General features: G+C 67.2%; 24 protein-coding genes and 1 tRNA gene. 21 read left to right on the top strand and 4 right to left on the bottom strand.

Annotated elements, in window-relative coordinates; translation table 11 throughout:
• Window positions 1-27: 27 nt before the first annotated feature.
• On the top strand, window positions 28-942 hold the full coding sequence (locus HW532_RS04710; protein WP_213163296.1) for a DMT family transporter: 915 nt from the start codon (window positions 28-30) through the stop codon (window positions 940-942).
• Between the two features lie 93 nt (window positions 943-1,035).
• A complete protein-coding gene (locus HW532_RS04705; RefSeq protein ID WP_213163295.1) occupies window positions 1,036-2,682 on the top strand; it encodes a long-chain-fatty-acid--CoA ligase in 1,647 nt (548 codons plus the stop codon).
• Window positions 2,683-2,688: 6 nt separating this feature from the next.
• Here the strand turns inward: HW532_RS04705 and HW532_RS04700 are convergent, their stop codons facing one another.
• A complete protein-coding gene (locus tag HW532_RS04700; protein ID WP_213163294.1) occupies window positions 2,689-3,609 on the bottom strand; it encodes an MBL fold metallo-hydrolase in 921 nt (306 codons plus the stop codon).
• Between the two features lie 128 nt (window positions 3,610-3,737).
• Here HW532_RS04700 and HW532_RS04695 point away from each other — a divergent pair, with 128 nt between their 5' ends.
• From HW532_RS04695 to HW532_RS04655, 9 genes are all read left to right on the top strand, one after another.
• Window positions 3,738-4,121 (top strand): VOC family protein, encoded by a 384-nt coding sequence (locus HW532_RS04695; protein WP_213163293.1) that lies wholly within the window; start codon window positions 3,738-3,740, stop codon window positions 4,119-4,121.
• Window positions 4,122-4,135: 14 nt separating this feature from the next.
• A complete protein-coding gene (locus HW532_RS04690; protein WP_213163292.1) occupies window positions 4,136-4,684 on the top strand; it encodes a methylated-DNA--[protein]-cysteine S-methyltransferase in 549 nt (182 codons plus the stop codon).
• A gap of 182 nt (window positions 4,685-4,866) precedes the next feature.
• Window positions 4,867-5,298, top strand: a complete 432-nt coding sequence (locus HW532_RS04685) for a hypothetical protein (RefSeq protein WP_213163291.1) — start codon at window positions 4,867-4,869, stop codon at window positions 5,296-5,298.
• A 268-nt stretch (window positions 5,299-5,566) separates the two neighbouring features.
• A complete protein-coding gene (locus HW532_RS04680) occupies window positions 5,567-7,330 on the top strand; it encodes an acetolactate synthase 3 large subunit (protein ID WP_213163290.1) in 1,764 nt (587 codons plus the stop codon).
• A 197-nt stretch (window positions 7,331-7,527) separates the two neighbouring features.
• Window positions 7,528-8,049 carry an acetolactate synthase small subunit gene (ilvN, locus tag HW532_RS04675; RefSeq protein ID WP_213163289.1) on the top strand — a complete coding sequence of 174 codons (522 nt, stop codon included), beginning with the start codon at window positions 7,528-7,530 and terminating at the stop codon, window positions 8,047-8,049.
• 84 nt (window positions 8,050-8,133) lie between these two features.
• Window positions 8,134-9,153 carry a ketol-acid reductoisomerase gene (gene ilvC / locus HW532_RS04670; protein WP_213163288.1) on the top strand — a complete coding sequence of 340 codons (1,020 nt, stop codon included), beginning with the start codon at window positions 8,134-8,136 and terminating at the stop codon, window positions 9,151-9,153.
• Window positions 9,111-9,608, top strand: a complete 498-nt coding sequence (locus HW532_RS04665) for a GNAT family N-acetyltransferase (protein WP_213163287.1) — start codon at window positions 9,111-9,113, stop codon at window positions 9,606-9,608. The genes ilvC and HW532_RS04665 overlap by 43 nt, the downstream gene beginning before the upstream one ends.
• A 71-nt stretch (window positions 9,609-9,679) precedes the next feature.
• Window positions 9,680-10,399 carry an NUDIX hydrolase gene (locus HW532_RS04660; protein ID WP_213163286.1) on the top strand — a complete coding sequence of 240 codons (720 nt, stop codon included), beginning with the start codon at window positions 9,680-9,682 and terminating at the stop codon, window positions 10,397-10,399.
• A gap of 423 nt (window positions 10,400-10,822) precedes the next feature.
• A complete protein-coding gene (locus HW532_RS04655) occupies window positions 10,823-11,737 on the top strand; it encodes a PhzF family phenazine biosynthesis protein (RefSeq protein WP_213163285.1) in 915 nt (304 codons plus the stop codon).
• 4 nt (window positions 11,738-11,741) lie between these two features.
• On the opposite strand, the gene HW532_RS04650 is transcribed toward HW532_RS04655, so the two are convergent.
• The gene (locus tag HW532_RS04650) at window positions 11,742-11,987 is read right to left on the bottom strand and encodes a hypothetical protein (RefSeq protein WP_246479552.1); all 246 of its coding nucleotides are present in this window, start codon (window positions 11,985-11,987) and stop codon (window positions 11,742-11,744) included.
• A 278-nt stretch (window positions 11,988-12,265) separates the two neighbouring features.
• On the opposite strand from HW532_RS04650, the gene HW532_RS04645 reads away from it, so the two are divergent.
• The 5 genes from HW532_RS04645 to HW532_RS04625 all read left to right on the top strand — a co-directional run bounded on the left by HW532_RS04645 (window position 12,266) and on the right by HW532_RS04625 (window position 15,765).
• The gene (locus HW532_RS04645) at window positions 12,266-13,324 is read left to right on the top strand and encodes a sensor domain-containing diguanylate cyclase (protein WP_213163284.1); all 1,059 of its coding nucleotides are present in this window, start codon (window positions 12,266-12,268) and stop codon (window positions 13,322-13,324) included.
• Between the two features lie 177 nt (window positions 13,325-13,501).
• On the top strand, window positions 13,502-14,119 hold the full coding sequence (locus HW532_RS04640) for a capsular polysaccharide export protein, LipB/KpsS family (protein ID WP_213163283.1): 618 nt from the start codon (window positions 13,502-13,504) through the stop codon (window positions 14,117-14,119).
• Window positions 14,071-14,487 carry a capsular polysaccharide export protein, LipB/KpsS family gene (locus tag HW532_RS04635; protein ID WP_213163282.1) on the top strand — a complete coding sequence of 139 codons (417 nt, stop codon included), beginning with the start codon at window positions 14,071-14,073 and terminating at the stop codon, window positions 14,485-14,487. Before HW532_RS04640 ends, HW532_RS04635 begins: the two co-directional genes overlap by 49 nt.
• Before the next feature lie 241 nt (window positions 14,488-14,728).
• Window positions 14,729-15,589 (top strand): capsular polysaccharide export protein, LipB/KpsS family, encoded by an 861-nt coding sequence (locus HW532_RS04630; RefSeq protein WP_213163281.1) that lies wholly within the window; start codon window positions 14,729-14,731, stop codon window positions 15,587-15,589.
• Window positions 15,590-15,689: 100 nt separating this feature from the next.
• Window positions 15,690-15,765, top strand: a tRNA-Lys gene (locus tag HW532_RS04625).
• Between the two features lie 440 nt (window positions 15,766-16,205).
• Here the strand turns inward: HW532_RS04625 and HW532_RS04620 are convergent.
• Both HW532_RS04620 and HW532_RS04615 read right to left on the bottom strand, forming a co-directional pair.
• Window positions 16,206-16,595: a DUF1214 domain-containing protein gene (locus tag HW532_RS04620; RefSeq protein WP_213163280.1), complete on the bottom strand. Its 390-nt coding sequence runs from the start codon at window positions 16,593-16,595 to the stop codon at window positions 16,206-16,208.
• A 125-nt stretch (window positions 16,596-16,720) separates the two neighbouring features.
• Complete coding sequence (locus tag HW532_RS04615) at window positions 16,721-17,602, bottom strand: DUF1254 domain-containing protein (protein ID WP_213163279.1); 882 nt, start codon at window positions 17,600-17,602, stop codon at window positions 16,721-16,723.
• Window positions 17,603-18,019: 417 nt separating this feature from the next.
• Between HW532_RS04615 and HW532_RS04610 the strand changes: the two genes are divergently transcribed.
• The 5 genes from HW532_RS04610 (at window position 18,020) to HW532_RS04590 (ending at window position 22,178) form a co-directional block, all read left to right on the top strand.
• The gene (locus tag HW532_RS04610) at window positions 18,020-18,706 is read left to right on the top strand and encodes a Crp/Fnr family transcriptional regulator (RefSeq protein ID WP_213163278.1); all 687 of its coding nucleotides are present in this window, start codon (window positions 18,020-18,022) and stop codon (window positions 18,704-18,706) included.
• Between the two features lie 146 nt (window positions 18,707-18,852).
• Window positions 18,853-19,407, top strand: a complete 555-nt coding sequence (locus HW532_RS04605) for a hypothetical protein (protein ID WP_213163277.1) — start codon at window positions 18,853-18,855, stop codon at window positions 19,405-19,407.
• Between the two features lie 44 nt (window positions 19,408-19,451).
• The gene (locus HW532_RS04600) at window positions 19,452-19,964 is read left to right on the top strand and encodes an OmpA family protein (protein ID WP_213163276.1); all 513 of its coding nucleotides are present in this window, start codon (window positions 19,452-19,454) and stop codon (window positions 19,962-19,964) included.
• A gap of 134 nt (window positions 19,965-20,098) precedes the next feature.
• Window positions 20,099-20,578, top strand: coding sequence for a hypothetical protein (locus tag HW532_RS04595; RefSeq protein ID WP_213163275.1), 480 nt, complete (start codon window positions 20,099-20,101; stop codon window positions 20,576-20,578).
• A 163-nt stretch (window positions 20,579-20,741) separates the two neighbouring features.
• Window positions 20,742-22,178, top strand: coding sequence for an alanine/glycine:cation symporter family protein (locus HW532_RS04590; protein WP_213163274.1), 1,437 nt, complete (start codon window positions 20,742-20,744; stop codon window positions 22,176-22,178).
• Window positions 22,179-22,187: the final 9 nt, after the last annotated feature.

The following is a 22,187-nucleotide window of genomic DNA, read 5'->3' as shown; positions in this document are numbered from 1 at the left end:
CGGACGCCTTGGGGTAGAGGGGCGCTTATGGCGGACCGGGACAAGAGACGCATCCAGATCGCCTTCGCGCTGCTGCTCCTCGGTGCCGCGGCCGTCGCGCTGTCGCCCATTCTGGTGCGGGTCAGCGAGATCGGCCCGACGGCGACGGCCTTCTACCGGGTCGCCTTCGCGCTGCCGGGCATGTGGGCGGTCGCCATGGCGCGCCGGCGCGGCGGCGTGAGCGTGCCGACCACGAGGCGCCAGCGGCTGGTTCTGGGGCTTGCCGGCGCCCTGTTCGCCGGCGATCTGGCGCTATGGCATTCCTCGCTCGACTTCACCCTCGTCGCCAATGCGACGCTCTTTGCCAATGCCGCGCCGATCTTCGTGACGCTCGTCGCCTGGCTCGTCTTCGGCGAGCGCATGACGCTCGGCTTTCTCGCGGGGCTTGCTGTCACAATCGTGGGCGCCGGCGTGCTGACGGGAGAGAGCATGGCGCTCGATCCGTCCTACGCGCTCGGCGACGCCATGGCGCTCGGCGCGGGCGCCTTCTATGGCGGCTATATCCTGGCGGTCAGCCGGCTGAGGGCGCGCTTCACCACGCTCGACATCATGATGTGGGGCAGCCTCGGCAGCGCCATCGTGCTCCTGCCGCTGACGCTTGCCATGGGCGAGAGCCTCCTGCCGGAGACGGCGGAGGGGTGGGCGGTGCTCGTCGCCCTCGGCCTCGTGAGCCATGCCGGGGGGCAGGGGCTCGTCGCCTATGCGCTCGCCCATCTTCCGGTGTCGCTCTCCTCGGTGAGCCTGCTTCTCGAGCCGGTGCTTGCGGCGGGCTTCGCCTGGGTGCTGTTCGGCGAGATGCTGGGGCCGGTCCAGATTGCCGGCGGCCTCATCGTTCTCCTGGGCGTCCTGTGGTGCCGCTATGCCTCGCTGAAACGGCGGGCCGTTTCTCCCCAAGCGCAATGAACACTTCCCGTTGAGGGGCGTCCGCACTCTCGCTAAACTCGGGAAAAACAAAGCTGTTCGCCATCGATGACAGCATTGCCGGGAGGGTGCCGCATGCAAGGCCTGATGCAGGATTGGCCGCTATTGGTCCATACTATCCTCGATCACGCCAGCACCTATCATGGCGACCGGGAGGTTGTCTCGCGCACGGTCGAAGGGCCGATCCACCGCTACACCTATCGCGATATGGAGCGGCGGTCGCGCGCGATGGCCGATGCCGCCGCGAGGGAGCTCGGGCTCGGCCGCGGCGATGTGATCGCCACCATGGCCTGGAACGGCTACCGGCATGTGGAGATCTGGTACGGGCTCATGGGACTCGGCGCCGTGGTCCACACGCTCAACCCCAGGCTCTTTCCCGACCAGATCTGCTATATCGTCAATCATGCGGAGGACCGGTGGATCTTCGTCGATCTCACCTTCGTGCCCCTGCTGGAGGAGATGCAGGACAAGCTCGCCACGGTGAAGGGCTTCGTCGTCATGACCGACCGGGCGCACATGCCCGAGACGAGCCTCAGAAACGCGGTCTGCTACGAGGAGCTGATCGCCGGGGGCGATGAGGGCTTCGCCTGGCCGCGGCTCGACGAGAACGACGCCTGCGGCATGTGCTATACCTCCGGCACGACGGGCAATCCGAAGGGGGTCGTCTATTCCCACCGCTCCAATGTGTTGCACGCCATGGCGGCCAATGCCGCCGATGCGCTGGCGCTGCGCTCTCTCGACGCGGTCATGCCGGTCGTGCCGATGTTCCATGCCAATGCCTGGTCGCTGATCTTCTCCGCCCCGATGGCGGGCGCGAAGCTCGTGCTGCCCGGCGCGCGGATGGATGGCGAGGCGATCTACGAACTCCTCGACACCGAAGGCGTGACCCTGACGGCGGCGGTGCCGACGATCTGGCTGATGCTGCTCCAGCATCTGGAGGCCAATACCGATCTGAGATTGCCGGATCTGGAGCGCGTGGTGATCGGCGGGTCGGCCTGTCCGGAAAGCATGATGAAGGCCTTCGAGGAGATCTACGACACGCGGGTCATCCACGCCTGGGGCATGACGGAGATGAGCCCGCTCGGCTCGCTCGGCACGCGCAAGGGCGGGTTGGAGGAGCTGGATCGCGAGGCGTGGTGGCAGCTCCAGCTCAAGCAGGGCCGTCCGCCCTACACGGTGGAGATGTGCATCAAGGACGACGAGGGCGGGGCGTTGCCGCGCGACGGTGCGACCTTCGGGCACCTGATGGTGCGGGGGCCTTGCGTCGCGCGTTCCTACTACAAGGGCGAGGGCGGGGAGATTCTCGACCGCGAGGGCTATTTCGACACCGGCGACGTGGCGACCCTCGACGAGCACGGCTACATGCAGGTCACCGACCGGGCGAAGGACGTCATCAAGTCGGGCGGGGAGTGGATCTCCTCCATCGAGCTGGAGAATATCGCCGTCGGCCATGCGGATGTGGCCGAGGCCGCGGTGATCGGCCTGCCGCATCCCAAATGGGACGAGCGCCCGCTGCTCGTCATCGTGCCGAGGCCGGGGGCCGCCCCGAGCCGGGAGGACATTCTGGCGTTCCTGGAGGGCCAGGTCGCGCGCTGGTGGCTGCCGGAGGATGTGGTCGTGGTGGAGGATATCCCGCATACCGCGACGGGCAAGATCTCCAAGATCGCCCTGCGCGAACGGTTCCGCGACTACCGGTTCCCGACGGTTGATGCGGCGGGATAGGGGCTCCTATCCCCTCGTACGGTATTCGCTCTCAAGCCCCGGCGTGCCGTCCGTCTCGACGAGATCCTGCTCGATCAGGTGCTCCATATGGGCAAGCACCGACATGGCGGCGGCCGGATGGAGCTTCGGGTCGACCTCGCGATAGATGGCGGAGACGATCTCCGCAATGGTGCGGTCGCCGCGCTCGATGCGCTTCAGGATAGCCTTCTCGCGCATCTGGCGATGGGTGAGGAAGGCGCGCACGAAGGGTTTCGGATCGCGGCGTTCCGGGCCGTGGGTCGGCCAGTAGACCTCCTCGTTTCGCTCCAGGACCCGGCGCAGAGAGGCCATGTAGTCGGCCATGTTGCCGTCCGGCGGCGCGATCACGCTCGTCGACCAGGCCATGACATGGTCGCCGGAGAACAGCGCGTTCTCCTCCTTCAGCGCGAAGGCCATGTGATTGGCCATGTGGCCGGGTGTGAACACCGCCTCGAGCGTCCAGCCGGGGCCCTCCACGACCTCGCCGTCCTCAAGCGTGCGGTCGGGGACGAAGCCGGTATCGCCGCTCGCGTCGAGCGCGACCGAGCCGCTCTTTTCCGCCGGTCCGGAGCGGGGCCCCGCACCATGGGGGCCGTAGGCGAGCACCTCCGCGCCGGTCAGCGCCTTGAGCGGCGCGGCCAGCGGCGAATGGTCGAGATGGGTATGGGTGACGAGAATGTGGGAGACGGTCTCCCCGTCGAGCGCGTCCGCCAGGGCGGCGAGATGGGCCTCGTCGTCCGGCCCCGGATCGATCACGGCGACCGTGCCCTCGCCGACGATGTAGGTGCCCGTCCCGGTGAAGGTGAAGGGGCCCGGATTGTTCGCCACGACGCGGCGGATGAGCGGGGAGACCCGGTCGGCCCTGCCATAGGCGAAGGCCATCTCTCGCTCGAATGGAATGTCTGCCATGATGCGGGCCGCTCCCGGACGGGTTTCCTGTCGCCCTTCACTTAAGCCCTCCGGCTCCGGAACGGAAGAGCTTGCCGGAGCGGGGTGTGCCGGAGCACCATTCGCGGGGCGCGTCAGGGGAGGTATCCATGATCGACCATGTGTCCATCGGCGTTCGCGATCTGGCTGCGAGCCGGGCCTTCTACGAGGCCGTCCTGGCTCCGCTCGGCCTTTCCGCGATGCTCGAGCGCGAGGGAACGGTCGGCTTCGGCAAGCGCTATCCGGAATTCTGGCTCAATGCGCGGCCCGGTCGGGCGCCGGTGGACGAGGCCTGCGGCAGCCATATCTCGCTGAGGGCCCCTGACCGGGAGGCGGTGCACGCCTTCCACGAGACGGCCATTGCCGCCGGCGGGCGCGATGGCGGCAGGCCCGGCCCGCGCCCGCACTATTCACAAGTCTATTACGCCGCTTTCGTGCGCGATCTGGACGGGCATCTGGTGGAGGCGGTAACCTTCCTGCCGGGCGGGGCATGAGAGGAGCAGACGGCATGGCCGGGGCACGAACCCATCTTGTGGCCAATCGCCTCGACTCGCCCGTCGGCACTGTGCTCGCCGTGTCGAACGGGGCGCGGCTGTGCGCGATCTATTTCGTCGACGGCGCGGACGACGAGGAAAAGCTCGCGGGCCAGCTCGCCCGCCGCTACGGGGAGATCGCCCTGGAGGAGGGCCCCGACCCGCAGGACGCCCCGGACCGCCTGCGCGCCTATTTCGAGGGCGATCTCCCGGCCATAGAGGGGCTCGAGGTCGAGACCGGCGGAACCGGCTTCCAGCGATCCGTCTGGCAGGCACTCAGGGACATTCCCGCCGGCGGAACGGAAAGCTACGGCGCGCTGGCGGCAAGGCTCGGCCAGCCCGGGGCAAGCCGCGCGGTGGGGCTCGCCAATGGCCGCAATCCGGTCTCCATCGTGCTGCCCTGCCATCGCGTGATCGGGGCGGACGGCTCGCTCACCGGCTATGGCGGCGGGATCGAGCGCAAGCGCTGGCTGCTCGCCCACGAAAGCCGGCATTCCGCCGCCGAACAGGGCCGTCTTCTCTAGGGCTCGGCTCTAGGACACGGTGGCTCCGGCATGCCAGCAGAATGAGAAAACGACAGTCGGAACGATCGGCTTGGACGGGCCGCAATTTGTGCCCATCGGGTATCTGCGCCATACTGTGCCCGCGCATCCCGAGGGTCGCCACAGGGGGTCATCGGGCCTGTCAAGCAGGGGGGATTGTTTCCATGAAAGCTGTCGTTTCACTGTGCGCCGCCGGTCTCGTCGCCGCATCTATTGCGACCGGTCCGGCCCTTGCGAAGGACGATGCCGGCGACATTGTCGCGGGCATCGCGATCGGCGTCGGGGTCGCGGCCCTGACGGCCGCGGCGGCCAGCGCGGCCAATGCCGATATCGACGAGGAGCATTACAGCTACAGCCATCACATGGACGGCGAGGGCAACGCCATCGCCGCGTGCGTCCACAAGGCCTGGAAGAAGGTGCACAAGGACGGCGCCCGCAAGCTGGTGCTGGACAAGGTGATCGATACCGACCGGCGCGGCTCGCAGACCTACGACGTCGAGCTCCGCCTCAGGGCGAACTATCCCTGGGGCAAGGAGAAGCTCAAGGTCGCCTGCCGGGTCGAGTGGGACCGCGTGACACGGTTCCGCTATATCTGAGCGCGGGGCGCCTGCGAACCGGTTTCCGGATCGGGGTGCGGGATGGGCCAACTGTTGGCTTGACCGCCCGTGAGCGCGCGATTATGGTCGCCCGCGAAACAAAGCGAAACGAGTTTGCCGTTATGAGCAACATTCTTCTTCTCGTAGGAACGCGCGCGCCCGGTCCGGCATCAAGCTGAACCGTTCGGACGGTGCGCGCGACAAAGGGCCTCGACGGGCCCTTTTTTCTTTTGCAGCGTAGGCCAACAGGATCCCGTGGAGTGGACCCATGACACATGAGATGACGGGCGCGGAAATCGTCATCAAGGCCCTGGAGGATCAGGGCGTCAAGCACGTTTTCGGCTATCCGGGGGGCGCGGTCCTTCCCATATACGATGCGCTCATCCAGCAGGACGGCATCGAGCACGTGCTTGTGCGCCACGAGCAGGGCGCGGTACACGCGGCGGAAGGCTATGCGCGCTCCACCGGCGAGGTCGGCGTGGTGCTCGTCACCTCCGGCCCCGGCGCGACCAACGCGGTCACGGGCCTCACCGACGCGCTGATGGATTCCATTCCGCTGGTCGTGCTCACCGGCCAGGTCGCCACCCATCTCATCGGCAATGACGCGTTCCAGGAGTGCGACACGGTCGGCATCACGAGGCCGTGCACCAAGCACAACTGGCTGGTGCGCGACGTCGACGATCTCGCGCGCGTCCTGCACGAGGCCTTCTATGTCGCCAAGGCGGGGCGGCCGGGCCCGGTCGTCGTCGATATCCCGAAGGACGTCCAGTTCCTGCCCGGGCCCTATACGGGGCCGTCGAACGTGGCGCACAAGACCTACCGGCCGCGCGTCAAGGGCGACCTCAACAAGGTCCGCGAGGCCGTCGAGCTGATCGCCAATGCCCGCAAGCCGGTCTTCTATACCGGCGGCGGCATCATCAATTCGGGACCCGCGGCGAGCCGGCTCCTGCGCGATTTCGTGCGCATGACGGGCTATCCGATCACATCGACGCTGATGGGGCTCGGCGCCTATCCCGCCTCCGACAGGCAGTGGCTCGGCATGCTCGGCATGCACGGCACCTACGAGGCCAATCTGGCGATGCACGATTGCGACGTCATGATCTGCATCGGCGCGCGCTTCGACGACCGGATCACCGGGAACCTCGACGGCTTCTCGCCGGAGTCGACCAAGATCCATGTCGATATCGACGCCTCCTCGATCAACAAGAACGTTGCCGTCGACGTGCCGATCATCGGCGACTGCGCGCATGTCCTGGAAGACATGATCCGCATCTGGAAGGCGCGCCAGGCCGAGCCCGACAAGGCCGCGCTCGCCTCCTGGTGGGAGGAGATCGAGGGCTGGCGCAAGCGGGACTGCCTGCGCTACAAGCCCAATGACGACGTCATCATGCCGCAATATGCGATCCAGCGGCTCTATGAGATGACGCGCGGCAAGGATGTCTACATCACCACCGAGGTCGGCCAGCACCAGATGTGGGCGGCCCAGTTCTTCGGCTTCGACGAGCCGAACCGGTGGATGACGTCCGGCGGGCTCGGCACGATGGGCTACGGGCTGCCGGCGGCCGTCGGTGTCCAGGTCGCCCATCGCGACGCGCTGGTGGTCGACATTGCCGGCGACGCCTCCGTGCTCATGACCATGCAGGAGATGTCGACGGCGGTGCAGCACGGCCTGCCGATCAAGATCTTCATCCTGAACAACCAGTATATGGGCATGGTGCGCCAGTGGCAGCAGCTGCTCCACGGCAACCGCCTGTCGCACAGCTACATGGAATCGCTGCCCGATTTCGTGAAGCTCGCGGAGGCCTATGGCTGCCATGGCATCAGGGCGCAGAAGCCGGCCGAGCTCGACGACGCCATCGCGGAGATGATCGAGACGGACCAGCCGGTCCTGTTCGACTGCCGGGTCGCCAACCTCGCCAACTGCTTCCCGATGATCCCCTCCGGCAAGGCGCATAACGAGATGCTGCTCGGCGACGCGGTCTCCGGCGAGCTCGACGTGGACATCTCGGAATCGGGCAAGATGCTGGTGTGACGGGAATGCCGTTCCTTGGTCCATAAGGCCTGACTTGCAATGAATGCCGTTCTATCAATGCGCTCATGTTCATGTCCCGTTATCCCCACGGATCTATTTCCCGTCATCCCCGCGGAAGCGGGGATCCATATCGCTGTCGCCGCAATGGATTCCCGCTTCCGCGGGAATGACGGCGGGCTGAGAAGGAAACACCGCCCATGCTGAAAACACCTGAAGCCATGGAACGGCACACGATCTCGGTGCTCGTGGACAACGAGCCGGGGGTGCTCGCCCGGGTCATCGGCCTGTTCTCCGGGCGCGGCTACAATATCGACTCGCTCACCGTGACGGAGACCGAGCAGGAATCCCATCTCTCCCGCATCACCATCGTGACCACGGGCACGCCCATGGTGATCGAGCAGATCAAGGCGCAGCTCGAACGGCTGGTGCCGGTCCATTCCGTTGCCGACCTCACCGTCAGCGGCCATGCGGTGGAGCGCGAGCTCGCGCTGGTGAAGGTCGCGGGCAAGGGCGACAAGCGCGTCGAGGCCCTGCGCCTCGCCGACGCCTTCCGCGCCCAGATCGTCGATGCGACGACGGAGTCGTTCGTCTTCGAGATCACCGGGAAATCGAGCAAGATCGACCAGTTCATCACGCTCATGCAGCCGCTCGGGCTGATGGAGGTGTCGCGGACCGGCATCGCCGCGATCTCGCGCGGCGCGGAGACCATGAGGGTCTGAGCCGCCGGGCGGCACGGACCGTTCCCTCCTCGATCTCTCTTTTTGACACGCTCTTGATATCACCAGACCAGGAAAGGGTGCTTTATGCGCGTTTATTACGACAGGGACGCCGACGTTAATCTCATCAAGGGCCGCAAGGTCGCCGTGATCGGCTATGGCAGCCAGGGCCATGCCCATGCGCTGAACCTGCGCGATTCCGGCGTCAAGGAGGTCGCGGTCGCGCTGCGCAAGGGCTCCGGCTCCGCGCGCAAGGCGGAAGCGGAGGGCCTGACGGTCATGGAGGTCGCCGAGGCTGCGAAATGGGCCGACGTGATGATGATGCTCACCCCCGACGAGCTTCAGGGCGACATCTATGCCGAGCATCTCCACGACAACATGAAGGAAGGCGCGGCGCTGCTCTTCGCGCATGGCCTCAACGTGCATTTCAACCTGATCGAGGCGCGCAAGGATCTCGACGTGCTGATGGTCGCGCCGAAGGGGCCGGGCCATACGGTGCGTTCCGAGTATGAGCGCGGCGCGGGCGTGCCCTGCCTCATCGCCATCGATCAGGACGCCTCCGGCAACGCGCACGACATCGCGCTGTCCTACGCCTCCGCCATTGGCGGCGGGCGTGCTGGCATCATCGAGACGACCTTCCGCGAGGAGTGCGAGACCGATCTGTTCGGCGAGCAGGTCGTGCTGTGCGGCGGCCTGGTGGAGCTCATCCGCGGCGGCTTCGAGACGCTGGTCGAGGCGGGCTATGCGCCGGAGATGGCCTATTTCGAGTGCCTGCACGAAGTGAAGCTGATCGTCGACCTCATCTATGAGGGCGGCATCGCCAACATGAACTATTCGATCTCCAACACCGCGGAATATGGCGAATATGTCACCGGTCCGCGCATCATCACCGACGAGACCAAGGCGGAGATGAAGAAGGTGCTTGCCGACATTCAGTCCGGCACCTTCACGCGCAACTGGATGCTGGAGAACAAGGTCAACCAGACTGCGTTCAAGGCCATGCGCGCCAAGGCTGGCGAGCATCCGATCGAGGAGGTCGGCGAGCGCCTGCGGGGGATGATGCCGTGGATCAAGGAAAAGGCCCTGGTCGACAAGGACCGCAACTGACCGGTGCGGTCACGATTAGGCGGGCGCGGCCTGAGGAGGCCGCGCTCCTGACCGCGCTCTCGCTGCGCTCCAAGGCGTCGAACGGCTATGACGAGGCCTTCATGGCCCGGTGCGTGGCCGAGCTCACCGTGACGCCGGAGCGTGTCGCGACGAACGAGACATGGGTCGCGGAGGAGGCCGGCCGGGTGCTGGCCTTCATCGAGATGGAGCCGGGCCCGGAGGCGGAGATCCACAGCGTCTTCGCCGAGCCCGATTGCCGGCGCAAAGGCGTCGGCCGCCTGCTGTGGGCCCATATGGAGGAGCGCGCCCGCGCGGCGGGTGCGCGCGCCCTGCTGCTCGATGCCGATCCGTTCGCCGTGCCGTTCTACGAGAGCATGGGGATGCGGATCGTCGGGCAGTCGCCATCGGGCTCGATCCCCGGCCGCATGCTGCCGCGTATGCGAAAAGACCTCTGATCGCCACAAGATCGCTACAGGCCCTGCTGTAGGCTCCGGCCCGGACGCAACGATTTTCGAGGAGGGCCGGCATGGGCCATGATGCAGGCGCCGACGACGTCGTGATCTGCGAGCTGGAGGCGCTCGATCTCCGGCTGGAGCCGGGGCGCTGGGCGTTCGAGGACGAGTATGGCGCGCGCATCGCGCGGCACTGGGATGCGGCCTGCCGGGCCAATCCCGCCCTGTTCAACGGGCGGGTTCTCATGATGACGCGCTGTTCGCTCGCCGGCGGGCGGCTGGAGGGCGGCCTCGTAGAGGCGTCCTTCGCGGCCTTTCTCGCCTGGCGCGACTGGGGATTTCCCGATGCGGGCGTGGTGAACTGCTTCGGCTCGGCGGCGATCCTGTCCGCCGACGGCGCGCTGCTTTACGGGGAGATGGCGCCGCACACCGCCAATGCCGGGCTCGTCTATCCGCCCGGCGGGTCTCTGGAACCCTGCGACGCCGACGCCCGGGGGCGGGTGGACATGGCCCGTGCGATCGCGCGCGAGCTCGGCGAGGAGACGGGGCTTGAGGCCCGCGAGGCGCGCGACGAGGGGTTCGTTGCAGTGCGCGAGGGGCCGCGCCTGTCGGTCGCGCAGCGTCTGAGGTTCCCGATGTCCGCCGCCGGGCTCGTCTCCCGGATCGGCGAGCATCTCGATGCCGAGGCGGAGCCGGAGCTCGCCCGCATCGTCTCCGTCGCGGCGCTCACCGCGGACGAGGCCGGGCGCATGCCGGCCTATGCGCGCCTGCTGGCCAGCGCTCTGGCCATCTAAGGAAAATAAGGAAAAGGGCGGCACGCAGGGGAACGTGCCGCCCAGTACAGGCTCAAGGGAGGGGAGTGTGTCGGGGGGCTAGAAGGGAGAGTCTACCTTCATCTGCGAGGGGTCCTTGGCCTGTGATCCGAGTATCGCTTGCATCGCGTTCGCGTTGCGTATGGTTGCCAAGCTAACGGCGGAATGCGCAAATCCTGCGCAATCGCCGCGGCAGGCCGGCGGTAATTTCGTGGAAAAGCTGTGGCAGGGTGCCGGGCCGGAAGACGGGCTTGATTCCGGTTCGCATTCGGTCACAATCACGATCTGCCCGGCGACATCCGGGCCCGGACTGCCATAGCGGCGGGCCAGAACCGCGACGGTGGCGGACACGGATCCCGCCCCGGGGCGGATTTCCATAAGCCGGCATGCTTTGAGAGGGGAGTTATGCGGCTACGCTACGATACGCTCGACGTGTTCACGCAGACACGCTTCGGCGGCAACCAGCTCGCCGTCGTCCACGATGCGGATGCCCTGTCGCACGACCGGATGCAGGCCATCGCCCGCGAGTTCGACTATTCGGAGACGGTGTTTCTCCTGAAGCCGGAAACGCCGGACGGCACGGCCCGCATGCGCATCTTCACGCCGGGCATGGAGCTGCCGTTCGCGGGCCATCCGATCGTCGGCACGGCGGTTCTCCTCGCCATTGCGGGCCAGGGAACCGGCGCGGACGGCGACGGCACCGAGGCGGTTCGGCTCGAGGTGCCGGTCGGCACGGTGACGGTCCACGTGGCCGCAGGAGGCGACGAATGCCGTGTCGCGCGCTTCGCCGCGCCGCGCCTGCCGGTGCCTGCGGAGCCGCCGCCGGACCCGGGCGCCCTTGCCGACGCGCTCGGCATCGGCGTGGAGACGATCGGCTTCGGCGCCCATGTGCCGCGGGCCTTCGAGGCCGGCGTGGCCTTCAACTACGTTCCCGTCGCGTCCTGCGAGGTGCTGTCGCGCTGCCGGGTCGTCCAGCCCGCATGGAACACGGCATTCTCCGGGGGCACGAGCGCAAACGCCTTCGTCTACTGCCGGGGGGAGGAGGGCGACGAGGTCGCCTTCCATGCCCGGATGTTCGCGCCGGCCATGGGGGTCGACGAGGATCCCGCCACCGGCGCGGCGGCGGTCGCCTTCGCCGGCCAGATCGCCGCCTCCCAGGAGCTGGCCGACGGCGCGCACGGCATCGAGATCGAGCAGGGGCGCGACATGGGCCGCCCGAGCCGGCTCCATCTCGACATGGACATGGCCGGCTCAGCCCTTGCCGCGGCTCATCTGGGCGGCGGCGCCATTCGCGTCTGCGAGGGGACAATGACCGTGTGAGCGGTCACTGGACCCCGAGCATCTCCTTGGCCTGGGCCAGCGTGTCGACCGATTCCTGGTGCTTGCCGGCCTTGTGCAGCGCCTCGCCCTTCTGGCGCAGCGCCTGGGCCTTGGCCTTCTGATCGGCGGACAGGTCGGTCGTCTGCATTGCGGCATCGATCTTGGCCATGTCGGACGGGCACTGGAAGGCGTATGCCGGCATCGACAGCGCGGCAAGCGCGGCGGCGGTCAGTAGCGTCTTTCTGAGCATGTCGCTCCTCCATGGTCATGTGTGCGCCCTCGCGCTTTCTTGTCCGGGGCGCATAGGGGTGAACACCGCAGGTGGCCGCAATGTTCCCCGGTCGCAGTGTCGTGCGGTCTTCGCACGATGGTGCTGCTATGACCTTGACAGGGCGTTCTGCAACCGGGAAATCTGGGGTAGGATGCCTGCACGTTCGGGTATGCCATGCCTTGCGCCGGGGGCGTTCGGGACGCGCCGGGCGGGCGGCCTGACGGTGCTGCAGGAACAGGTCTCGCGACGGGCTGCCTATGGACAATCTTCTCCCGAAGCTCATCGATATGTACGAGGACACCCCGGTCCTCGTCGCCCTCTATGACGGGTTCGACAGGCTACGCTATGCGAACCGTGCCTTCCGGTCGGCCTATTTCCTGGAACCGGGAGAGGAGCCCCTGTGGCCGGACCTGATGCGCCGGAACCACAATGCCGGGCGGGGCACCGTCATAGAGGCGGAGGATTTCGAAGCCTGGCTCATAGCCACCCAGTCGCGGCGCGGCAAGACGGGGTTCCGGGCGCTCGAGACCGATCTCGTGGATGGCCGCTGGCTGTGGATGACGGAAACGGTGTCGAGCGATGGCTGGATGCTGTGCATCGCCAGCGATATCACCGAACTGAGGGTGGACGAGCGCGCGGCGCGCAAGGACCGCGACCTCGCCATCAAGGCCGCCCATACCGATGAGCTGACGGGCATCGCCAATCGCCGCTTCGTCATGGCGCGGGCGCAGGACATGCTGCGCCTGGAGAATGCGGAGACCGGCGTGCGGGGCTGTTTCTGCCTGCTCGACATCGACAATTTCAAAGGCATCAACGACAGCTACGGGCATCAGGCGGGAGACACGGTCCTATGCGATTTCGCACGGCGCCTCCATGACCTGTTGCGGCGCACCGACTGCCTCGGGCGGGTCGGCGGCGAGGAGTTCGTGCTGGTCCTGCCAGACACCCCGCCGGAGGAAGCCATGCTGATCGTGGAGCGCATGCTGGTCGTCATCCGCAGGTCGCGTCCGCTCGCGAACCACGCCGAGTTCTCCTACACATTCTCCGCGGGGATCGCGGTCTCCGAGGCCGGAGACAGCAGCGCGAAGGACCTTTATGCGCGGGCCGACAGGGCGCTCTATACCGCCAAGATGAGCGGGCGCAACTGCATCCATCTGCACACCTCCACCCCGATCAATCGAGCGCGGCGGGATAGCCGGACGCCAGCCGCACCCGCCCTCTGGACCTCCGGGGCGATGACCCCCATTGGCGCGGGGACAGACCCGGTGCCGCACCCCCTGGCCCGATGCTCTGGATCCCCGCTTTCGCGGGGATGACGGGAGAGAGGGGGACAGCGAGCCGGCGACTTCCGTTCCCGGATCGGCTCATCGCGCTGGTTGAGAGCGATATTGTTTTAATCATAGGTTGTTTAATTCCGAATAACGACCTTTAATGGGTGCCGTGTTCGACCGGCCGGCCTTCGCGGGTGCCGGCGGGGTTGGGGAAACGGGCCTATGGGCGCTGTTGCGCTGATCGATACGGGCGGGCAGGGGCTGCGCGTCGGCGTCACCTCCCGTGCGCTCCTGCGCATGCGGTTCCTGCCGGTCCTGCTCGGGCTGGAGGCCGCCTCCTTCGTCCATGCCCGCAAGGGCGGGGAGGCCGATCTCTATATCGGCTGGGGGCGGCGGCGAAGCGGCCTGCGGGCGCTGGATCTGGCGGAACGGGCCGGGGGTGCCCCGCTGCTGCTCCTGGAGGACGGGTTCCTGCGCTCGGTGAGGCCGGGGGCGGAGCCCGCCCTGTCGATGGCGGTCGACGACGCCGGGATCTATTACGATGCCGCGGCCCCGTCCCGGCTGGAACGGCTGGTCGCCGACTGCGCGGGGGACGCGGCGCTTTCCGCCCGCGCCGCGGAGTTCGCCGCGCGGCTGCGCGCCAACCGCATCAGCAAGTACAACGATCACGACGACGCCGCCGGCGCGGAGATCCTGACGCGGATTCGCGACGATGCGCGGCTCGTCATCGACCAGACGGCGGGCGATGCCTCCATTGCCGGCGCCGGGCGGATGCGGGACGGTTCCGGGCCATGCTGGAGGCCGCCTTCGACGAGGCCGAGGGCGGCCAGGTGGTGGTGAAGTGCCATCCCGAAACGGTCGCGGGGACCAAGGTGGGCCATATTGCAGGCCTTGCCCGGCGCTGGGGCGCCCTGATCGTCGACGGGAAGGTCAATCCGTGGGATCTGATCGAGCGTGCGCACACGGTCTACACGGTGTCGAGCCAGCTCGGCTTCGAGGCGCTGATGGCGGCCCGGCCGGTGCGCTGCTTCGGCATGCCGTTCTATGCCGGCTGGGGCTCACGCGCGACGAGGGGCGGTGCGCGCGCAGGTCGGGCGCGGCCCCCTCGCGGGCATCGCTCGCCGCGGCGGCCTATTTCGCCTATTGCCGCTATCTGGATCCCTTCGGCCCGTCGCCGACGACGCCGGAGACGGCGGCCGACCTCCTGACGCTGTGGCGCGAGCAGGCCCGGGCCGACCGCGATCTCGGGGTCTTCGTGCGCTGCTCCCCCTGGAAGCGGCGCGCCATGACCGGAATGTTCCACGGGGCCTCCCGCATCGGCTACCGAACAAGCGTGCGCGCAGGCCTGCGGTCGGCGGCGCGCTCGGGCCGGGCGCTCGTGTGCTGGGGGGCGCATGCGGATGACGCGCTGGAGCGGTCGGCGCGTGCCCGGCGCGTTCCCTCTGCCGGGTGGAGGACGGGTTCCTGCGCTCCGTCGGGCTCGGCGCCGACTTCACGGAGCCGCTCTCCCTCGTGCTCGACCGCCGGGGCATCTATTACGACGCCTCGCGCGAGAGCGATCTGGAGGCGCTGCTCAACGGGACGGAGTTCGCGCCGGAGCTGATCGCGCGGGCGCGCGCCCTGATCCGGCAAATCGTCGACAACCGGCTGACAAAGTACAGCCCCGCCGGCCCGCCGTCCGGGCGCCTCGGCCTGCCGGCGGACCGCCGCGCGATCCTGGTGCCGGGCCAGGTCGACAGCGATGCCTCCATCCGGCACGGCGCGCCGGACGGTCCCGGCATGGAGGCCATGCTCGATGCCGTGCGCCGCGCCAATCCCGATGCCTTCATCGTCTTCAAGCCCCATCCCGATGTGGTGGCCGGCCACCGCAGGGGGCTGTGCGACGAGCGCCGCGTGCTCGCCCATGCCGATGCCATGGCGGCCGGGGTCCCCATCGTCGATCTCATCGAGGCCTGCGACGAGGTCCACACGCTGACCTCGCTGACCGGGTTCGAGGCGCTGATGCGGGGCAAGCCCGTCACCTGCTTCGGCCTGCCCTTCTATGCCGGCTGGGGGCTGACGCGCGACAGGGTGGTATGCCTGCGCCGTACGCGCCGCCTGTGCCTGGAGGAATTGGTGGCGGGCGCGCTGATTCTCTATCCGCGCTATCTCGATCCCGTGACAGGGCTCGCCTGTCCGCCCGAAATCGTGCTCTCGCGCCTGACGGAGCGGCGCCGGGCGGTGGCCGAAGGCGCCGGAGACCGGCTTCTCGTGCGCCTGAGGCGGGTTCACGGACGCCTGCGCCTCAGGGCCGGCGGCACGGGATGGTGAGAAAAGCGATCGACAGGCTTGCGTTTCTCGCCGTACCGTCCTATCTGGACAGCGCGCGACGCTTTTGCTAGAGCGTTGGCCGCAATCTTGAAGATCCTGAAGGCGCATAGCTCAGTTGGTAGAGCAGCTGACTCTTAATCAGCGGGTCCGGGGTTCGAGTCCCCGTGCGCCTACCACCCTCTCGAAAACTTGACGGAAAGCCCGCTCCTCGCGGTCGTCGGCCGTTGTCAGGGGGCGGCGGTCCCGATCGGTGCCGTCGGCGTCGCGCTCGCCCATCCTTCTGTCGAAGGGCTCACTCATGGCGAGCCCGGCTTGTCCTGCGCCCACAATCACCGTTTCCACCGTTTCGACCGATATCCATGCGTCCCTCGCGCGGCAATGCCCGGAGGCGCGCGCAGATCGGATTGCGCCGAAGGATGGCGGTCCCGATTGTGCTTGGGGGCTGGCTGACCCGGCAGGGCAGGATGGTCGCGCGGGACGGCGGCGGTCGGAGTGCCCGATTGTCGGGCAGCTCCTCCGCCGCCGGATAACCGGCGGATACGCCGCGGACCGGCTTCGGCACGGAAAGGCCGAGGGCGCGCGGCCCGATGGCGGCGTTGTCCGCTCGCTCGTGCGGTCAGTCCACGCGCTTGACGGGCGGCGGTGCCCAGGTGCCGTCAATGGCGTTGGACTTGGGCCAGTAGAGCCGCAGGTTCATGGTGAACTGGCCCTTCGCCGGGGTCGGCAGCCAGTTGGCCTCCTTGTCCTTTCCCGGAGACTCGCGCTGGATGTAGAGGTCGAGCGAGCCGTCGGAATTGAAGACGAGATCGCTTCGGTCGCCGATGGCGTAGCGGTCGATCGGGTTCTTGGCGAAGAGCTGATGCTCGTTGTACATGCTCAGCGACCAGAAGGCGCGCACCGGCGGTATCTGGTCCTTCTCGAAATGCATCGTGTAGCGATGGGCGCTATCGAACGGCCGGCCCTCGGAATCGGCGAAGGCGGTCGGATAGATGGCATCCTCCGGCACGTTGGCGCCCAGTCCGCCATAGGCGACGCCGGCCCGGTGCAGATAGTCCGCGCCATAGGTGCCGATGGCCGTCAGGTTGGTGCGCCAGCCGTTCTGCTGGACGCCCGAATGCGCCCAGGCCGCCTTCAGCCGCGGCAGTGCAACCCCGGCGCGGCACGAACCGCCTCCTGGATGTGCTGGGGCTGGTCGGCGAGGGTGAAGCTTTCGCCCGGCACAATGCCAATCCGCTTCATCCGGTCGATGATCGGGTAGTCGTTGGCATGGGGCGGGTTCTCCTTCATGAACTCGGCGAACTTCGCGAAGAAGGTCGCTGCGTCCATCTTTTCGATCTGATCGGGCGGTGCGCTGGTGTCGAGCTTCGGATCCACCTTGCTCTTGGGCGGCGTGTACGGCTTGCCGTATGCACTCAGGGGGACCGCCTTGAGGCCGTCCTGAAACTTGTGCACGGCCGCGTAATCGGCCTTGCCGTTGGTCTGCACGCGACCGCCGATCCAGCCATCCGCCGTCGGGCTGTCATATCGTTCGACACCGTCGGGAAGCGTCCCCTGCCAGCCCGGTCCGACGATGGCGAAGGTCTGCGCCCCGGTGCCCGTCGTCCTCGCGCCCGGAGCCGCGAACACGTCGGTCCACTTGTCCATTATGGGAAGCAGATAGTAGCGGCCGCCGGAGTCCGGCACCGTGATCACGAGCGGCTCCTCGGAAACGTCGAAAACCAGGGACGAATAGAGCGTGTCGGCATTCGGCCGGACAACCACGGTGAACGAGGGATCGGGAAATTCGCGGGCATGTCCGAACTGGTTGACGGGCGCAGACGTGGTGCCGGTCGGCCCCGCGACGTTCGTGGCGACGTTTCCGCTCACCTCCATGAGCACGAGCGGATAGGCGTAGGTATAGGCGTCGCGGGCAATCTGGCGGGCTTCCTCGGCGGAAACGGTTTGTTGCGCCTGTACGGCTGGGGCCGCAGCCAAAATACAGGCGCATGCGGCCGCAAAGACGGTGGCCTTCATAGTCTTCTCCTGATGTCTCGCTTCGATAGTCAATCGCAACGGCGCGAACGGGCGCCTGGCTTATGTTTTCTGTCGCGGTCTCCTCCTTGCATCCATGCATCTTGGGGAACGGTGACGGTGTCCGGAGGCGTCGCGCCGGTCAGCGCCGAGGCTGAATGCGTCTCCGTCGCTGTCGGCATCTCCCGGAGCCCACCGGAGCGGCGCCATGGAAAATGCGCTGGCCCACGGCAAGGCCGCGTCTCAAAACTGTGGCGTGGAGATTGGAGAAGGCTCGATAATCGGCAGGTGATTCTCGCACGCTGCACTGCCCCCCGGTTCTGGAAGTCGGCCTGAGTGTCGAGTACCCTCGGCTACCGTCTGGTTAGCCGATTTGGGCTCGTCCGACTGTTCCGATCGGGACAATGTCTGGAAAAAGAAATGAAGTCGCAGAACAGGGCATCCGCCGAAGCCGCGGTACTGGAAGGGGGCTGGCTTTCCCGGCAGCCAGAGTGGTTTGTGCGCGAGGCGCTGGCCCACGCGTCCGTGGAAACCTTCGAGGCGGGCGAGGCGATCTACCGGATCGGCGGTCCGCCGGGCGGCATATACGGGCTGGTCGACGGCACGCTGAAGGTCAGCACGGCGCCGGTCCATGGCGCACCGCGGTTCATCGTCTTCGGGATCAGGGGACACTGGGCGGGAGAAGGGCCGTATCTGACGGGCGAGCCCAGACGCGCGGAGCTGCGGGCGGTCACCCGATGTACCCTCATGCATTTGTCGCTGGATGCGATGAACCGGATCACCGCCCAGAATGCCGAGGCGATCCGCTGCTTCGCCGGCATCACGGTTACGCATTTCGACGTTCTGGCCAGGATTGTCGACGACCTGCTCATCCCCCGTGCCGCCCAGCGTATCGCTTCGGTGCTCCATCGCACCGTGTTGCTCACCTCGCCGACGCTGCCCATCAGCCAGGAGGAGCTCGGCGGCATGGCGAATGCCTCGCGCAAGCAGGTCAACGCCGCCCTCGCCCGGTTCGCCGAACAGGGCTGGATCAGGCACTCCTATCGCTCGATAGAGGTGTGCGACAGCCAGGCGTTGCTGGCGTTCGCGGAGAAGAACCGGGCCTGACGGCAGGCAAGGCGGCGCCAGCCAGGCCGCGGTCCGTCCGCATCCGGACGGTCCGGCAGCTGCCGTTCTCCGAATGCCCCCCTTGATCGCCACGCGAGATCTGGCGATAGTCCGGTCGGGCTGCGGACAGCTTGGGGAATGTCGGTTTGGTCGTCGTGTCGGTGGGCCCGCGTCCCGTCGGCTCAAGGCGACCGGCCAATGATCCGTTCGGAGGACAGGCAATGAGACTTCTGTTCGCGCCTATCGCCCCAGTCATCGCCCTTTTCATCGCCATGCTCGCGGCGCCGGCCGTCGCCGAACCCGTCGACATGGATCTCGACATGCGTCACGGCAACGGAACGCATGTGTTCCTCCGCTCGCTCGACTGGAGCGATACGGAGCTGCGGATCGGCATCCGCGTCATCAACAGCAACGAAAAGGACGTCATGCTGAACTACGTGGACAGCACCTATGTGCTGACCGCCGATGGCGATCCGCTCGTGCTCGTTCCGCCGGAGAGCGACGAGTCGCTGTCCGTTGCCGGGCGCAGCACGGTGGAGGGAAATCTGGTCTTCATGGGCAAGGTGCCGACATCCGGCGAGATGTCGTTGATTCTCAACGACAAGGGCGACGGAGGAGACAACGAGGTCACGAACAGGCCGCGCTTCGAGTTTGTCCTGCCTTCGGACGCGATCGAGGACGCGGCCTCAAAAAAAAACTGACCGGGACTGGCGCGGATGACGCCGCGAGCCTGCTTGAGGAGGCCGTGCCCGCCTCCCGGTCCGCCCTTGGCGCAGGCGTCACGGCCTCCCGCTCCAGGCTCGCCGTGCCATCCTCCGGCGCCGCATCCGGTCTTTCGGGAACGGGGCGGGCCACGAGATCGGGCCTCGAGGTTACCGAGACCGACGCCGGCACGCTGGTGACAGTGCCCGGCGATGTGCTGTTCGACTTCGACAGGTCCGATATCCGGGCCGATGCCGAGCCGGTTCTGGAACAGCTTGCCGCGATGATCTCGGACACCGACGAGATCGCGCGGGTCGACATTACCGGACACACCGATTCCAAGGGATCGGATACCTACAACCAGACCCTTTCGGAGCGGCGTGCCGAAGCGGCGCGGGGCTATCTCGTCGACGAGCTGGGGCTGGACGATGGCCTGTTCGCCACGGACGGCCGCGGCGAGAGCGACCCTGTCGCGCCGAACAGCCATCCGGACGGAAGCGACAATCCGGCAGGCCGGCAACGCAACCGGCGAATAGAGATCCTGCTCGTGAGATAGGCCCGAGCGACGGCCGCCCCGCAGCCGGCAGGGGCTTTTCCACCTGAGGGGGGCATGGCCCTCGGGGCGTATTTTCCTTACGGTGGGGCCTGGCACCGACGAGAGGTGGAGCTATGAAGAGGGGATATTCTCCTGTGGCGATTGCGGCGTCCGCGATGCTGGCGTGTGCCACGCCGGCCATGGCACAGGGCGCGATGGGCTTCGATGTCGAGGTCACGCTCTCCAGGGCGGCCGCTGCCAAGCTTGCCGCGCAGAAGGAGGGCATTGTCGTCTTCGCCTCCTATTACGGCGACCCGAAACGAAGCGCGGAGAAGCATGCCAACGAGATCGGCCAGATCAGCGTCTCGCCGAAGGACGAGACCGTGGAGATCCCTGGCTCGGGCGGGCGCACCCATATCGCCGGCGCGACGGTCGATACCCGGCGGCTCGGCTGGCTCTCCGGCCCCGCCCGGGTCAACGTCAATGTCGCGTCGGCGCGCAAGAGCGATCCGGACAACCTGCTCGACTGCGATTTCATCGATGGCGCCGTCGCCGATGTGCGCAAGACGGCGCCGGTCATGCTCCACTGCTATCTGATCGCCGAAGACCATCCCGACACACGGATGAAGCCGTAGGGCCCGCCCGTCTCGCGCCACACCCGGAGTCCGCGGGGTCGGTTGTGAAATGGCGCCTTTACTATCGGGCATTGTTTTCTAAGCTTGAGAGAAAAGCGATTCGCGACAGACAAGGGACCCGATCGCGAGCGAGCGGGCCGGGGGAAACGGCGAGGAGAGGCAGATGGCGTTTCTGGAAAGCGTGTTCGCGGTCATTGGCGACCTGACCTGGGGCTGGGCTCTCATCCCGATCCTTGTCGTCCTGGGCATCTTCATCACGGCCCTGACGGGCTTTGCCCAGTTCCGGTTCTTCAGGCGCATGTTCCGCGTCCTGTGGCCGGGGAACCAGAGCGGCGACCCCAATGCGATTTCCGCGCGCGAGGCCCTTCTCGTGTCTGTCGGCGGCCGCGTGGGCGGGGGAAACATCGCCGGCGTGGCCGTGGCGATCACGCTTGGCGGTCCCGGCGCCGTGTTCTGGATGTGGGCGATCGCCCTGGTCGGCATGGCCACCAGTCTCGTCGAATGCTCGCTGGCCCAGCTCTTCAAGCGGCGCGAGCCGGACGGCATGTTCCGCGGCGGGCCGGCCCGGTCGATCATCCACGGCCTCGGCGCTGACTATATGTGGCTGGCGATGCTCTATGCGGTCTGCCTGATCGCCGCCTTCGCCATCGGCTTCAACGCCTTCCAGGGCAACACCGTTGCCGGCGCGGCGCAGGACAGTCTCGGCATCGACCGCATCTGGACGGGCGCGGTGCTGACCGTGGTCGCCGGCTTCATCGTCTTCGGCGGCATCCACCGCATTGCCAAGGCGGCCGATATCGTGGTTCCCGTGATGGCGGTCGCCTATCTCGCGATGACGGTCGTGGTGATTCTCCTCAACATCACGGCGGTTCCCGAGGTGCTCTCCTCCATCGTCCTGAATGCCTTCGGCCTTGAGGAGGCGGTCGGCGGCGGCATGGGGGCGGCGCTGGCGCAGGGCTTGCGCCGCGGCCTGTTCTCCAACGAGGCGGGGCTCGGCTCCGCGCCCAATGTGGCGGCGACCGCCGATGTGCGCCATCCCATCAGCCAGGGCATCACGCAGTCGCTGTCGGTATTCATCGACACCATCCTGATCTGCAGCTGCACGGCCTTCGTCATCCTGCTGGGCGGCGTCTATGTGCCCGGGGCGGAGGCGATCGACGGCGTGGTGCTGACGCAGCAGTCGCTGGCCTGGCATCTGGGCGACTGGACGCAGTATTTCCTGACCTTCATCCTGCTGCTGTTCGCCTTCAGCTCGATCATCTACAACTACTATCTCGGCGAGAACGCCCTGTCGGTGCTCACCGAGAGTTCCGTTGCGCGCAATGCGCTGCGCGTGATCGTCATGGGGATCGTCTTTCTCGGTGCGGTGGCACCGGACGCGACCTCGGTGTTCTTCTTCTCCGATCCGCTGATGGGCGTTCTCGCGCTGGTCAATCTCATTGCGATCATGATGCTGCTGCCGACCTGTCTGCGCATCCTGCGCGATTTCCGCCAGCAGCTTGCCGCCGGCGTGGCGCGTCCCGTCCTCAACCCGGAGGATTTCCCGGATTTCGATCTCGACCGGACCGCCTGGACGGGGATCGATCCGGACAGGCGGTGAGCGGGCGCC

This window comes from Kaustia mangrovi (assembly GCF_015482775.1).
Lineage (GTDB): Bacteria > Pseudomonadota > Alphaproteobacteria > Rhizobiales > Im1 > Kaustia > Kaustia mangrovi.
Note: the sequence above shows the minus strand (reverse complement) of the source record. Positions and strands in the feature narration are given on the sequence as shown.

What these genes read in the sequence shown, in the direction of transcription:
- HW532_RS04710 (WP_213163296.1), top strand. Translation starts at nt 28, where the DNA reads ATGGCGGACCGGGACAAGAGACGCATCCAGATCGCCTTCGCGCTGCTG.
- HW532_RS04705 (WP_213163295.1), top strand. Translation starts at nt 1,036, where the DNA reads ATGCAAGGCCTGATGCAGGATTGGCCGCTATTGGTCCATACTATCCTC.
- HW532_RS04700 (WP_213163294.1), bottom strand. Translation starts at nt 3,609, where the DNA reads ATGGCAGACATTCCATTCGAGCGAGAGATGGCCTTCGCCTATGGCAGG.
- HW532_RS04695 (WP_213163293.1), top strand. Translation starts at nt 3,738, where the DNA reads ATGATCGACCATGTGTCCATCGGCGTTCGCGATCTGGCTGCGAGCCGG.
- HW532_RS04690 (WP_213163292.1), top strand. Translation starts at nt 4,136, where the DNA reads ATGGCCGGGGCACGAACCCATCTTGTGGCCAATCGCCTCGACTCGCCC.
- HW532_RS04685 (WP_213163291.1), top strand. Translation starts at nt 4,867, where the DNA reads ATGAAAGCTGTCGTTTCACTGTGCGCCGCCGGTCTCGTCGCCGCATCT.
- HW532_RS04680 (WP_213163290.1), top strand. Translation starts at nt 5,567, where the DNA reads ATGACACATGAGATGACGGGCGCGGAAATCGTCATCAAGGCCCTGGAG.
- ilvN (WP_213163289.1), top strand. Translation starts at nt 7,528, where the DNA reads ATGCTGAAAACACCTGAAGCCATGGAACGGCACACGATCTCGGTGCTC.
- ilvC (WP_213163288.1), top strand. Translation starts at nt 8,134, where the DNA reads ATGCGCGTTTATTACGACAGGGACGCCGACGTTAATCTCATCAAGGGC.
- HW532_RS04660 (WP_213163286.1), top strand. Translation starts at nt 9,680, where the DNA reads ATGGGCCATGATGCAGGCGCCGACGACGTCGTGATCTGCGAGCTGGAG.
- HW532_RS04655 (WP_213163285.1), top strand. Translation starts at nt 10,823, where the DNA reads ATGCGGCTACGCTACGATACGCTCGACGTGTTCACGCAGACACGCTTC.
- HW532_RS04650 (WP_246479552.1), bottom strand. Translation starts at nt 11,987, where the DNA reads ATGCTCAGAAAGACGCTACTGACCGCCGCCGCGCTTGCCGCGCTGTCG.
- HW532_RS04645 (WP_213163284.1), top strand. Translation starts at nt 12,266, where the DNA reads ATGGACAATCTTCTCCCGAAGCTCATCGATATGTACGAGGACACCCCG.
- HW532_RS04640 (WP_213163283.1), top strand. Translation starts at nt 13,502, where the DNA reads ATGGGCGCTGTTGCGCTGATCGATACGGGCGGGCAGGGGCTGCGCGTC.
- HW532_RS04635 (WP_213163282.1), top strand. Translation starts at nt 14,071, where the DNA reads ATGCTGGAGGCCGCCTTCGACGAGGCCGAGGGCGGCCAGGTGGTGGTG.
- HW532_RS04615 (WP_213163279.1), bottom strand. Translation starts at nt 17,602, where the DNA reads ATGAAGGCCACCGTCTTTGCGGCCGCATGCGCCTGTATTTTGGCTGCG.
- HW532_RS04610 (WP_213163278.1), top strand. Translation starts at nt 18,020, where the DNA reads ATGAAGTCGCAGAACAGGGCATCCGCCGAAGCCGCGGTACTGGAAGGG.
- HW532_RS04590 (WP_213163274.1), top strand. Translation starts at nt 20,742, where the DNA reads ATGGCGTTTCTGGAAAGCGTGTTCGCGGTCATTGGCGACCTGACCTGG.